A 12171-nucleotide genomic window follows, 5' to 3' on the forward strand; every position below is an offset into this window, starting at 1 on the left:
CGCTCGGTATGACTCACGTTAGGCCGGTTCGGTTCCCGTCCACAAGCCGATCACGTGCTCACGGCGGCAGGTTGGCCGGAAGCCCGTCGCCGGTGACGAAAACGCACCAGGTCCCGGCTTCCTCGCGGTTCAGATCCAGCCGCGTGGTCGTCGCCGGATGGGCGTTCCGGGTGACCTCGACCTCGAAGAACGCGCCGTCGCCGGGACCGGTGGTCGGCTTGCCGAGGCGGATCCGGACGTTGTCCTCGTCGAAGCGCTGGACCGACCGGGTCGCCGGATACTCGGTGGAGGCGTGGCAGTCGACGTTCTGCAGGCCGATCGGGTCGCGCCTGTTGACCGCGTCGACGTACGCCTTGACCACGACCTCGGGCCCGCCTGCCGGGCGGTGCACCTCGACACTGTCGTCGGTCGCGACGATGAAGACGGCGACGCCGCCACCAGCAAGCAGCACTACGGCACCCAGGCAGATCCCGATGATCAGCCCGATCCGGCGGCGCTTCTTCGGCGGCTGCGGTGGCTGCCACTGTTGCGGCGGCGGGCCGCCCCATTGCGGAGCGGGCGGCGGTGCTCCCCACTGCGGTGGCTGCGGCGATCCAGGTCCGTACGTCACCCGCTGATCATGCCCGATCGCGGACCGTGCGAATGCGGGAAAGCAGAGTTTCGGCCCGGGTATGGCCCTCGGTCACGTCCTTGAGGCGTTTCGAGACGATCGCGATCTTCTTCGCCCGCTCCTGCGCGCTCATCTTGATCGTCTGGTCCACCTCTTTCAGCTCCGCCTCGATCGCCTCGATGCGGCGGCCGAGTGCCTCGTCGAGAGCGAGCGACAGTTGCTGCTCGGCTTCGATGAGCTGTTCGGCGATCAGCTGGTCGAGCGTCGAACGGGCGTCGGCGATCGCTTCGACCAGCCATTGCTTCAGATGTTGTTTGTCCGAGGCGTGTTTGCGGGTGCGGGCCATCCACCAGCCCGCGCCGAGGCCGATCACGATCGTCGCCGGGAGCACGACCGGGTTGAGGATCGCGACGCCCGCCAGCGGCAACGCGGCGATCTTCCCGGCGCCGACGCCGCCGGAAATGCCCATGAACACCAGCAGTTTGTCTTCGGCGGTCGGCGGTTTCTTGTCCGGCGGGCGCAGCACCACCGGCGGGCCGCCGGCGCGGGCGAACTGGGCGCGGATCACGTCGAGCTCCTCGGCGGAGAACAGCTCCGACAGCGCCGTGTTCGTCACCTGGTTCAGCCGCCTCGACAACTGCATCGACACCCGCTGCGACGCGGTCTGCAGCGCGATGTCGACTTCTTGCGGCAGCGCGGCCAGTTCGTCGCGTTTGGCCGCGTCGATGCGCTGGCGGAAATGCGCCTGCGCCTCGCGCATTTCGCGGCTGCTCTCGTGGCCGACCTCGACCCGCGTGCGCTGGATTTCGCCGCGCAGGCGCAGTTGCCAACCGCGGGTGGAGGTGCGGCGCTGGGACTGCAGATCGTCGCGGCGGGCGCGGAGTTGTTCGGCTTCCGCTTCGCCCGCGGACAGGGCCCGGCTTTCGGCTTGCAGCTTCGCCTTGATCCCGGCCAGCGCGCTCGACAACGAGCGGAGCGTGTTGGCTTCCTTAAGCATCATCGACCGGCCGACCAGCAGTTCCTGCAGCGCGACCTGCACCGCGGCGATGCCGGACTTCTCCCGGAGCATCGCGGCGACCTGTGCGTTCGGCGCCTTCGCGGCGGTCTCGAACACGCGCGCCGACACCGGGTGGAAGACCGCGTCGGCGAAGCGCGGCGCGTGTTCGGCGAGCAGTTGCCGGTCGGCTTCCAGGATCTCGCGCCAGCCGCGGAAGGCGTCGGTTTTGGCCAGTACGAAGACCACCGTCTCGACGCGGTCCGCGACCTCGCGCAGGAACTGCAGCTCAGTGGAGGTGAAGGGGGCCGACGCATCGACCACGAACACCAGCGCGGTCGCGCCCGCGGCGGCTTCCTTGGCCAGCTCGCCGTGCAGCGAATCGAGCCCGCCGACGCCCGGGGTGTCGACCAGGGTCAGCCGTTCCAGCAGCGGGACCGGGCCGGACACCTCGACGTAGCGCGGCGGCAGCTGTCCCGGCGGCAGCTCGTGCGCGGCGGACACCCAGTCGACCAGCTGCGTCAGGTCGAACGGCACCGACGCCAGCTGACCGGGGTAGCAGGCCTGCGCGCCCCACTGCTGCGCGTGCTCGAAAACGAGGTAGGTCGCGGTGGCCACGTCAGCGTCCACAGGGGACAGTCCCGGGGTCGCGAGCAGGGCGTTGACCAGCGAACTCTTCCCGCGGTTCGTCTCGCCGACGACCACCACGGACGGTTTCTCCGAACGGGCCTTGCGCTGGTCCTCGACCCATTTGGCGGCCTGCGGATCGGCCTCGCGGACGACGCCGAGCAGCTGTTCGCGAGCGGCCTGGACCTGAGCGGGAAGCGTCGGTGCGGTCACTGCGCCCGCTTCGCGTAGACGGTGACGATCGGCGCGCGCAACAGCCGGTCCTGGTCGGCGAACCCGACGACCTCGGTCTCCGCGACCACGCCTTCCAGCTCCGGATCGTCGGTGGGCACCGCGCCGCCTGCCTCGTGGCGAGACGGGTCGAAGCGTTCTCCCTCGGCGCGCAACGCGGTGACGCCGATGTCGGCGAGCCCGTGTTCGAGCCGTTCCACGACGCCGCTGCTGCGGGCGCGGTCCAGCGCGTACAGACACAGCTGGATGAGCGCCTGCCGGTCGGAAAGCGCGCGTTCGAGGTCACCCGGGGCAGCTACGAGGTCCACATCGGGATCCGACGCATCCGCCGCGGCGGCGGTTCCGTCCGCCTCGGCGATGATCCGCGCGAGAGCGTCCGCGCTGATCTCGCCGGTCGGCGCTTCGGCCGCGTCGGCAGGTTCCTCGTGGCCGAACCACGCCATTGAGACCCTCCCCTGGTCGTCCGGGTGATTTCACCAGTTTGCGGCAATGCGGTGCGCGGCGGGGGCGGATCACTCAGACGGGCCGAGAATCCGGGTCAGCAACTGCCGCAGCACCGCCTGCTCGTGCTCGACGTCCAGGTCGGGATCGAGGCTCGCACGGGAAAGCAGGGCGTCGACCAGCGCGACGACCCAGTTTCCCGCGTCGACGGGGGACAGCATGGGGGAGAACCGGCCGGTCCGGGCCCCGCGCTCGATCAAGTCCGCGAGACCGACGCGCATGCGGTCGTCGTTGCTGCGGATCAGCTCGTTGAACTCCGGATCGCGCGCGGCCTGCGCGGCCGCTTCGAGGATCAGCCGCACGACGCCGGGCAGCACGATCGCCACCGTCATCCGCTCGACGACCGCGAGCACGCCTTCCCACGGGTCGGCCATGTCCACCGCGGTGGCGAGCAGTTCCTCGTTGTCGGCGGTGTCCGCCTCGAAAATGCCGACGAAGACCGCACGCTTGCTGGGGAAGTAGTGGAACAGGCTGCCGGAGCTGATCCCGGCGGCGCGGCAAATGTCCGCGGTGGAGGTCTTTTCGAACCCGTCGCGGGCGAAGCATCCCGCTGCCGCGTCGAGAATCGCGCGTCGTTTCGCCGCGTGCTTTTCCGGATCGACGGTCCTCACCACAGGAACATCATCGCTCAGGCGGCGGTTCGTCGAGCCACGGGCGGCCGTGCGCGGTGAACGCTTCGGCCAACTGCCGGCGCGACAGGTCTGTCTTCTCCCTGGCGATTTCCCGGTCGTTTTCGCCGAGCAGCACGAGCTTGCCGTCGTCGACGAACACGGAGGTGAGGGGAGTGTCGATGCGCCGGCGCCGCTCGCGCCGTTCGAGCGTGACGCGCGTGGCGGACACCGTGACGATCAGCCGGTCCCACGCCCAGAACCAGGCGAACGCGACCCCGAGCAGCAGGCCGACGACGACCGCACCGATCAGCCGCCACGGCTGCGGCACCGAATGCAGCAGCCGGAACGGGCCCTGCACCGGAAACCACGGCAGGGAGGTGATCCAGTCGGCGAGCGCCTGCACGCCCCAGCCCAGCAGCGCCCCGGCGACCGGACAGACCAGCCAGGACCCGCGGCGCACCCACGCCGGTTCGTCGACCACTGTCTCCATGGGGACCATTATTAGACCGAGTGCTCGGTTTATCAAAACAGGGTGCGCGAAACCCCTGGGGCAAGCGTTTGCGCGAGGGTCAGGCGAGTTCGTGGATCAGCGAGCGCATCGCCTGGTCGAGCGCCGGGACGTCCGCCGCCAGCTGGGACGAGACCAGCAGCTGGTGCTCAGCTGTCCGCAGCCACACCCGGCCCGCGACCGGGATCTCCAGCACTGACAGCCGGAACGGCCGCGCGCGGCGGCCCAGCTCGACCTCGGTTTCGCGGACGAGCCGGCCGATCCGTTCGCTCGCGAGGATCTGGCGACGGTGGAAGCCGGACGAGACCGGGCGGCGGGCCGCGGCGAAGTGTTCGGCGGCGGCCGGGGCGAAGTGCTGGGCCGCGAGGTCGATCGCCGAACCGTCGCCGGGAGCAGGGCTTTTCCGGCGGGTGCGGGCGGAACCGCGCTCGCGGAGGAAGGTCAGCAGGCCGTTCCACCACGGTTCCCACTGCGCCTGCACCGCCGCGCGGTCGAGGGCGGGCGGGACGTGGACCGGGACGGCGGGTTCGACCGGCGGCAGCAGCTGGCCGTCGGCGATCGAGAGCGCGAGCACGTCCCGGAGGAACAACGCCACGTCGACGTCGTGGTCGCTCCCCCAGTTCACCCGCCACGAGGTGGTGTCCTCCAGCCGCACGACATTCAGCCTACGCGTCGCGGACGGGTTGTTTACTGTTCGCGAATCTGTTGCCAGATCAGGAAATAGGCGCGGTGCACGACGTGGGCCACGCGGCTTTGCGCCGGAGTCGCGCCGAACGACGCGAAAGACCGCCACCAGCCGGCGCGTTCCAGCGCGTGTGCCGCCAGCTCCGGCCGCGAAGCACCGGGAAGGCCGAGCTGCGCGCCGAGGTCGGCGTTGCTGCCGACCCGAAGCACCTCTTCCGCCAGGTCTTCCGGCATCTCGACCGCGCCCGAGGCGACGAGCGTCAACGCTTCCAGCAGCCGCAGCTGATGCGCTTCCGGACGGGCCAGCAGCACCTCGATCGCGTCGTGCACGCGCTGCCGTTCGCCCGGGTCGCCGGACGCGTGCGCCAGGGCGGTCACCGACGCCAGCGCGGCCGCGGCCTTGATCCCGTCCGCGCGCGCGGCGAAGACGATCGACAGCCGGCGGCGCACCGCGTCGAGACCGGAGATGTCGAGAAGCTTGCGGCGCAACGCTCCCGCGGTGATCTCCGGTTCCGCGCGGATCGCGTCGACCGCGCAGCGGATTCCGAAGAGATCGAGTTTCTCCAGCAGCCGCAACCGGATTCCGGTCGGGATGTCGCACTCCCAGCTGGTGAAGATGTCGGCCGCGATGAGCATCGTTTCGAGGACGTCGTCGTCGAGCGCGGCGAGCTGGCCGAGCGCTTCGGCGTCGGCGGAGGTGAACCCGCCGGACTCGGCCGATTCGGCGATCAGGCCGATCACCGGCAGCACGTCCGCGACGCGCGGCTTCAGCGTCGCGGCCTGCTTCTCGGCGAGCAGCTGCGCGGCCTTCCAGACGTCTCCGCCGGAGCCTTCGACAGTTTCCGCGACGACCGTGTCCGCCTTGTTCAACACGGCGATCGCGTTGACCGGCCCCGCGTCCCGGCTCGCGGTCGCGGCGGTGAACGCGGCCAGCGCCTGCTGATCGTCCGCGCGCACGCCCTGGGTCACCACGTAAAGCACGGCCTCCGCGCCCGCGACGGCGTTGCGCGAGGTGTCGTCGAGGTCGTCGGAACCCTCGTCCTGCTCAGCCGCGCCCAGCAGCTGCTCGGTCCGCGACACCGACGCGGCGTCCAGCGAGCCGAGGCCGGGGGTGTCGATCACCGTCATGTCCTGCAGCACCGCGTTGGTGAGGTACGCCTCGAGGTGCGAGACCTCGGCGATGTCGACGCCGAGCTCGGCCGGGATCGAACCGTCCGCGGCGAAGGGCAGCACCTGCTTGCGGCCGTCGAGGAACACCACCTCGACCCGGTCGACGGTGCCGTACTGGAACCGCGTGACCAGCCGCGTGCACTCGCCCACGTCGGTGGGCGCGACCAGCCGCCCGATCAACGCGTTGACCAGCGTCGACTTGCCCGATTTGATCCGCCCGGCGACCGCGACCTGCAACGGCGCGCCGAGCCGCCGCAGCACCTCGGCGAACCCGGCGGCGGTGCGCGGGGACACCTGGGACCGCAGCCGGTGGCACAGCTCCGCCACCGACGCGGACAGTGGGCCGGCGAGTCGTCCCCGTTCCGCCGCTGCCGTCACCGCCCCGGCCCCCTTCCGGCTCGTTCGCTCACCCGAGCAGGAATCGTCGCATGCCGGTCATCCTTCGGTCGCACCGAAGGTGCTACCCGGGACCGACGCGGCCGCCCGGGACGCGACCTACTGTTGAGTCGTGCGACGGCTCAGCCTCTGGATGCGTGCTCACCCGATGGTCGGGGACTCGCTGCTCGCGCTGTTCCTCGCGGCGTTCGACATCCTGGTGTTCGCCACCAACAGCCTCGACCCCGAACTGCCCGGCCCGAAGTGGTACCTCGCGATCCCGATCGACCTCGCCGTGGTCGCGCCGCTGGTCTTCCGCCGCAAACGGCCGGTCCTCGCCGCGTACATCGTGTACGTCATTTCGTACGCGCACGGCGCGCTGGACCTCGGAGTGTCCGGCCTGGCCGCGCTCGCGATCAGCCTCTACTCGGTCCAGGTCTACGTCGGACGCAAACAGGGCCTGCTCTACGGCGGCGCGTTCGTGGTGGCCATGATCGTCACCGCGATCGTCAAGCCCGAGCCGTCGATGCTGGCGCAGCTGGTGTTCAGCGCCTTCACCATCGCCTTCTGCTGGCTGCTCGGCGAATTCATGTACGCCCGCCGCGCCTACCAGCGCGAACTGGAGGCCCGGTTGCATCTGCTGGAGACCGAACGCGACCAGGCCGCGCGCATCGCGGTGGCCGAGGAGCGCGGGCGGATCGCCCGGGAACTGCACGACGTGGTGGCGCATTCGGTGAGCGTGATGGTCGTGCAGGCCGACGGCGCGGCGCTCGCCCTGAAGTCCAATCCGGAGCTGGCCGGACGCGCGCTGGGGACGATCTCCGAAACCGGCCGCGGCGCGCTCGGCGAACTGCGCCGGCTGCTCGACGTGCTGCGCAACGACCGCGGCGACGACGAACCCCGGGTGCCGCAGCCGGACGCGACCGCGCTGGGCGACCTCGCCGAGCGGATGCGCGCCGCGGGCGTCCCGGTCGACCTCGCCCTCGGCGACGGACTGGACGAACTGCCCGCCGGGGTGTCGCTCGGGATCTACCGGATCGTCCAGGAATCGCTCACCAACACGCTCAAGCACGCGGGGGCCGGGGCGAGCGCCGCGGTCCGGGTGCACCGGACCGGCGACCAGGTCGAGGTGCTCGTGCGCGACGACGGCGCGGGCCGGGCGCGGCGGCTGGAACAGGTGGGCGCGAATGGAGCGACCGGGTCGGCGACGGCGGCGACGGTTCGGCAGCCGGCGCCGCGGCTGTCGGTCGCGGGCGGGAACGGGCTGATCGGGATGCGGGAGCGGGCGCACGTGTACGGCGGGACACTGGAGGTGGGCCCCGCCGCCGGCGGTGGCTGGCAGGTGCGAGCGGTGCTGCCGGTTAGGTTGAACTCGTGATCCGAGTGGTGGTCGTCGACGACCAGGAACTGATGCGCGTCGGGTTCCGGATGGTGCTGGGCGCGCAGGCCGACATCGATGTGGTCGGCGAGGCCGGCGACGGCGCGCAAGCCGTGCGGATGGCCGCCGAACTGCGGCCCGACGTCGTGCTGATGGACGTGCGGATGCCGGTGCTCGACGGCGTCGAGGCGACGAAACAGATCGTCGCGGCCGGCACCGCGCGGGTGCTCGTGATGACCACCTTCGACCTCGACGAGTACGTCTACGCCGCGCTGCAGGGCGGCGCGTCCGGCTTCCTGCTCAAGGACACCCAGCCGGACTACCTGGTCTCCGCGCTGCGTTCGGTCGCCGACGGCGACGCGGTGATGTCGCCCTCGGTCACGCGCAGGCTGCTCGACCGGTTCGTCGGCTCGGGCGGTTCGGAAATGCGCGATCCGGCCGAACTCGACGTGCTGACCGACCGCGAACGCGAAGTGCTCGTGCTGATCGCGAAAGGCATGTCGAACGTCGAAATCGCCGAAACCCTGTTCCTTTCCGAGGCTACGGTGAAAACCCACGTCGGGCGGATCCTGTCGAAGCTCGACCTGCGCGACCGCGTGCAGGCGGTCGTCCTCGCGTACGAGACCGGGCTCGCCCGGCCGGGGATCGGCTGAACCGTCCCGTTCGGACACTGTCCACACCGGACCCCGCCGCGGATTTCGCAGCGGGGTCCGCGCGTACGGGGGAAAGTTCAGGGTCGGCTCAGGGGCATCCCCCATCGCGCTCCACCCTGGGACACGATTGAGTACTACTCAGGTCGGGTAGCCGTTTCGATCCACAGGATGACGCGAAAACGGCCGCGCTGAGACAGGATGAATTCCGTTAGCACCGCCGTAGAGGGAGCAGGGGATGATCGAGGCAACAGGTCTCACCAAGCGTTACGGGAGCACGCTCGCGGTGAACAACCTGTCGTTCAGCGTGGCAGCGGGGAAAGTCACCGGATTCCTCGGCCCGAACGGCGCCGGCAAGTCCACGACCATGCGCATGATCCTCGGACTGGACAACCCGACCGCGGGCCAGGTCCGGATCGGCGGGAAGCTCTACCGCGAGCTGAAGGACCCGCTGCGCACGGTCGGCGCGCTGCTCGACGCGAAATGGGTGCACCCCAACCGCTCCGCGCGGGCCCACCTGCAGTGGATGGCCCGGTCCAACCGGATCCCGGCCGCGCGGGTGGAGGAGGTGCTCGACACGGTCGGCCTCACCAGCGTCGCGGGCAAGCGGGCGGGCGGGTTCTCGCTCGGCATGTCGCAGCGGCTCGGCATCGCCGCCGCGCTCCTCGGCGACCCGGAGGTGCTGCTGTTCGACGAGCCGGTGAACGGCCTCGACCCGGAGGGCATCCTCTGGATCCGCAAGTTCATGCAGCGCCTCGCCGCCGAGGGCCGGACCGTGTTCGTGTCGAGCCACCTGCTTTCGGAGATGGCGCTCACCGCGACCGACCTCGTGGTCATCGGCAAGGGCCAGCTGATTGCGCAGTCCACCACTGAGGAATTCGTGGCGCGGGCCGCGGAAAACACCGTGAAGGTGCGCTCGCCGCAGCTTCCGGCGCTGCGCCAGCAGCTGATCTCCGCCAGCGCACAGGTCACCGATTCCGGCGAAGCGCTCATTGTGTCCGGAATGGACAGTGCGAAGATCGGCGAGATCGCCGCTTCGGCGAACCTTGTGCTGCACGAGCTGAGCCCGCAGACCGGCTCGCTCGAACAAGCCTTCATGCAGATCACCGGCGACTCCGTCGAGTACCACACCGGGCTCGAAGCTGAGGCGCAGCAGGCCGCGGCCATCCGCTGACCACACTCTCGTTGGGAAGAGAAAACTCATGACTTTGCTCGCGGTCGAACGCATCAAGCTCTTCACCACCCGGTCGCCGTGGTGGTGCGCCCTCATCGCCGTCGCGCTCACCGTCGGCTTCGCCGGCCTCATGGCCACCGCGTTGCCGAGCGGGGAAACGATCTCGGTCGCCAACACCCAGGCCGGACACCAGTTCGGCATCGCGGTGATCATGGTGCTGGCGGCGCTGTCGGTCACCACCGAGTACCGCTTCGGCACGATCCGCACCACGTTCCAGGCGGTGCCGCACCGGGGTTCGGTGCTCGTCGCCAAGGCCACCGTCGTCGCGCTGCTGTCGCTCGTGATCGGCGAGATCGCCGCCTTCGGCGCGTGGGCGCTCGGCTACGCGATCCGTCCGTCGGACTCGGTGGCGCTGCACACCTCCGCGGACTGGATCAACGTCGCGGGAGTCGGCGTGGTGTTCGCCTTCGCCGCGGTCATCGCGGTCGCCGTCGGAACGCTGATCCGGCACAGCGCCGGCGCGCTCTCGCTGCTGCTGATCTACGTGCTGGCGGTGGAAAGCCTCGTGCAGCTGATCCCGACCATCGGCCCGAAGATCCACCAGTGGATGCCGTTCAACGTCGCGGAACGCTTCCTCGGCGGTTCGGCTTCCTCGCGCGGACCGGGCATGCCGGACGCGGTCCTGTCGCAGTGGGGCTCGCTGGCCTACTTCGCCGGGGTGGCCGTGGTGCTGCTGGCCATCGCGATCGGCGTCGCGAAGAAGCGCGACGCGTAAAGACCCACAGGGGCGTTCGGGCGAGTCAGGCGGGGGCCGGCGGAGCCGAACAAGGGGAAAAAGGGAAAAGGGGAACAAGATCCGGGTCGCCATTCGGGGGGCGGCCCGGATCTTTCCGTTTCGGTAGAGTTCGGTGCCACGAGAAGGGGGACGGCGTGCTCGAAGCGACTGGACTCACCAAGTCCTACGGCGACACCGTCGCGGTGCGGGACCTGACATTCACCGCGGAGGCCGGTCGCGTCACCGGATTCCTCGGTCCGAACGGGGCAGGCAAATCCACCACGATGCGGCTGTTGCTCGGGCTCGACGCGCCCACCGCGGGCACCGCGCACATCGAAGGCAAGCCGTACCGGCAGCTGTCCGATCCGCTGCGGACGGTCGGCGCGCTGCTCGACGCGACGTGGCGGCATCCGGGCCGCTCCGCCCGCCAGCACCTGCGGTTCCTGGCCGCGACGAACGGGCTGCCGGACCGGCGTGCCGACGAGGTGCTGGAGCTCGTCGGGCTGTCCGCGGTGGCACGCAAACGCGCGGGCACCTTCTCGCTCGGCATGCTGCAGCGGCTCGGCATCGCGAGCGCACTGCTCGGCGACCCGCGGGTGCTGCTGTTCGACGAACCGGTCAACGGCCTCGACCCGGAAGGCGTGCACTGGGTCCGCCAGCTGCTGCACGGGCTCGCCGCGGAAGGCCGCACGGTGTTCGTGTCGAGCCATCTGCTGCCGGAAATGGAGCAGACCGCGCAGGATCTCGTGGTGATCGGCCGCGGCCAGCTGATCTATCAGGGCACGATGGCCGATTTCGTGGAGCGCGCCGGATCGCGCGGGGTCCGGGTGCGCACGCCGCACGCCGACGCGCTGCGCACCGCGCTCACCGAAGCGCGCGCGGTTTTCACCGAGGATTCCGGTGCGTTCCTGGTGTCCGAAATGGACAGTGACGCGATCGGCGAACTCGCTTTCGCCGCGCGCGCCACGCTGCACGAGCTGAGCCCGCTGGCCGGTTCGCTCGAGCACGCCTACCTCGAATTGACCGGCCAGGCGGCCGAATTCACCAGTGGAGGTGCGCGGTGAATGTGCTGCGGGCGGAACGGATCAAGCTTTTCAGCACCCGCGCGCCGTGGTGGTGCGCGCTCATCGCGGTGGCCGCGCCGATCGCGTTCACCGCGTTGTTCCTCGGGCTTTCCGGGGCCGAAATCACCGCGGACGTGAGCAATACCCAGCTCGCCACGAGCACCGGCCGCACGGTCGCGCTAGTGCTCGCGGTGCTCGCCGCGACGGCCGACTTCAACTGGGGCACGCTGCGGCTCACCTTCCAGGCGGTGCCGACGCGGACGCCCGCGCTGCTCGCCAAGGGCGCCGTGGCGTTCGCGACGTGCGCGGCACTGGGCCTGCTCGCCGGCGTCGGCTCGTGGGGCATGGCGCATCTCGTGCGCCCGGACGCCGACCTCAGCCTGCACTCCGGAGCGGACTGGCGCATCGTGTTCGGCCAGATCCTGACCTTCGCGCTCACCGGACTGCTCGGCGTCGGCGTCGGACTGCTGCTGCGCAGTTCCGCGCTGGCCCTGGCGATCGTGCTGGTGTGGACCCAGCTGGTCGAGGGCCTGGTGCTGCTGATCCCCAAGATCGGCAGCGATCTTTACCAGTGGATGCCGTTCTACGCGGCCTCGCAGTTCGCCGGTGGCGATTTCACCAGGACCACGCTGAAACTGTCGCCGCCTTTCGGACCGTGGGGTTATCTCGCGTATTTCGCGGCGATCAGCGTGGTGTTGTTCGCCGCGGGCGTGGCCACCGCGAATCGACGCGACGCCTGACCTGCACGTGCACATTCCCGATTGCGCGGCAGGCAATCGGATTAAATTCACGTAAACCGGTGTGGCTTCTCTCACAGGG

The 12171-nt window shown here is 70.1% G+C and carries 13 protein-coding genes; 6 read left to right on the forward strand and 7 right to left on the reverse strand.

All coding sequences use genetic code 11. The annotated features are described in order from the left end of the window. Positions 1-58: 58 nt before the first annotated feature. From WA670_RS03620 to WA670_RS03650, 7 genes are all read right to left on the reverse strand, one after another. Positions 59-610, reverse strand: a complete 552-nt coding sequence (locus tag WA670_RS03620) for a hypothetical protein (protein ID WP_107050912.1) — start codon at positions 608-610, stop codon at positions 59-61. A 7-nt stretch (positions 611-617) separates the two neighbouring features. Continuing rightward, on the reverse strand, positions 618-2444 hold the full coding sequence (locus WA670_RS03625) for a dynamin family protein (RefSeq protein ID WP_238603746.1): 1827 nt from the start codon (positions 2442-2444) through the stop codon (positions 618-620). After that, complete coding sequence (gene grpE / locus WA670_RS03630; RefSeq protein ID WP_199817334.1) at positions 2441-2905, reverse strand: nucleotide exchange factor GrpE; 465 nt, start codon at positions 2903-2905, stop codon at positions 2441-2443. The genes WA670_RS03625 and grpE overlap by 4 nt, the downstream gene beginning before the upstream one ends. Before the next feature lie 69 nt (positions 2906-2974). Then, complete coding sequence (locus WA670_RS03635) at positions 2975-3577, reverse strand: TetR/AcrR family transcriptional regulator (protein ID WP_078870285.1); 603 nt, start codon at positions 3575-3577, stop codon at positions 2975-2977. Positions 3578-3584: 7 nt separating this feature from the next. Further along, the gene (locus WA670_RS03640) at positions 3585-4064 is read right to left on the reverse strand and encodes a YqeB family protein (RefSeq protein ID WP_037809028.1); all 480 of its coding nucleotides are present in this window, start codon (positions 4062-4064) and stop codon (positions 3585-3587) included. 79 nt (positions 4065-4143) lie between these two features. Next, a complete protein-coding gene (locus WA670_RS03645; protein ID WP_037809029.1) occupies positions 4144-4737 on the reverse strand; it encodes a hypothetical protein in 594 nt (197 codons plus the stop codon). 32 nt (positions 4738-4769) lie between these two features. Beyond that, the gene (locus WA670_RS03650) at positions 4770-6314 is read right to left on the reverse strand and encodes a dynamin family protein (RefSeq protein ID WP_037809030.1); all 1545 of its coding nucleotides are present in this window, start codon (positions 6312-6314) and stop codon (positions 4770-4772) included. Between the two features lie 166 nt (positions 6315-6480). Here WA670_RS03650 and WA670_RS03655 point away from each other — a divergent pair, with 166 nt between their 5' ends. From WA670_RS03655 to WA670_RS03680, 6 genes are all read left to right on the forward strand, one after another. Then, positions 6481-7689, forward strand: a complete 1209-nt coding sequence (locus WA670_RS03655; RefSeq protein WP_134664411.1) for a sensor histidine kinase — start codon at positions 6481-6483, stop codon at positions 7687-7689. Then, positions 7686-8342: a response regulator gene (locus tag WA670_RS03660; RefSeq protein ID WP_009085178.1), complete on the forward strand. Its 657-nt coding sequence runs from the start codon at positions 7686-7688 to the stop codon at positions 8340-8342. Before WA670_RS03655 ends, WA670_RS03660 begins: the two co-directional genes overlap by 4 nt. A gap of 235 nt (positions 8343-8577) precedes the next feature. After that, the gene (locus tag WA670_RS03665; protein WP_336156914.1) at positions 8578-9513 is read left to right on the forward strand and encodes an ABC transporter ATP-binding protein; all 936 of its coding nucleotides are present in this window, start codon (positions 8578-8580) and stop codon (positions 9511-9513) included. A 28-nt stretch (positions 9514-9541) separates the two neighbouring features. Further along, positions 9542-10288 (forward strand): ABC transporter permease, encoded by a 747-nt coding sequence (locus WA670_RS03670; protein WP_037809034.1) that lies wholly within the window; start codon positions 9542-9544, stop codon positions 10286-10288. A gap of 155 nt (positions 10289-10443) precedes the next feature. Further along, the gene (locus tag WA670_RS03675; protein ID WP_037809036.1) at positions 10444-11352 is read left to right on the forward strand and encodes an ABC transporter ATP-binding protein; all 909 of its coding nucleotides are present in this window, start codon (positions 10444-10446) and stop codon (positions 11350-11352) included. After that, entirely contained in the window at positions 11349-12092 is a 744-nt protein-coding gene (locus WA670_RS03680) for an ABC transporter permease (RefSeq protein WP_043831715.1), read from the forward strand. The genes WA670_RS03675 and WA670_RS03680 overlap by 4 nt, the downstream gene beginning before the upstream one ends. The last annotated feature ends 79 nt before the right edge of the window (positions 12093-12171 follow it).

Source organism: Amycolatopsis sp. VC5-11, assembly GCF_037034185.1.
Classification (GTDB): Bacteria; Actinomycetota; Actinomycetes; order Mycobacteriales; family Pseudonocardiaceae; genus Amycolatopsis; species Amycolatopsis nivea.

What these genes read in the sequence shown, in the direction of transcription:
- grpE (WP_199817334.1), bottom strand. Translation starts at nt 2,905, where the DNA reads ATGGCGTGGTTCGGCCACGAGGAACCTGCCGACGCGGCCGAAGCGCCG.
- WA670_RS03640 (WP_037809028.1), bottom strand. Translation starts at nt 4,064, where the DNA reads ATGGAGACAGTGGTCGACGAACCGGCGTGGGTGCGCCGCGGGTCCTGG.
- WA670_RS03655 (WP_134664411.1), top strand. Translation starts at nt 6,481, where the DNA reads ATGGTCGGGGACTCGCTGCTCGCGCTGTTCCTCGCGGCGTTCGACATC.
- WA670_RS03665 (WP_336156914.1), top strand. Translation starts at nt 8,578, where the DNA reads ATGATCGAGGCAACAGGTCTCACCAAGCGTTACGGGAGCACGCTCGCG.
- WA670_RS03670 (WP_037809034.1), top strand. Translation starts at nt 9,542, where the DNA reads ATGACTTTGCTCGCGGTCGAACGCATCAAGCTCTTCACCACCCGGTCG.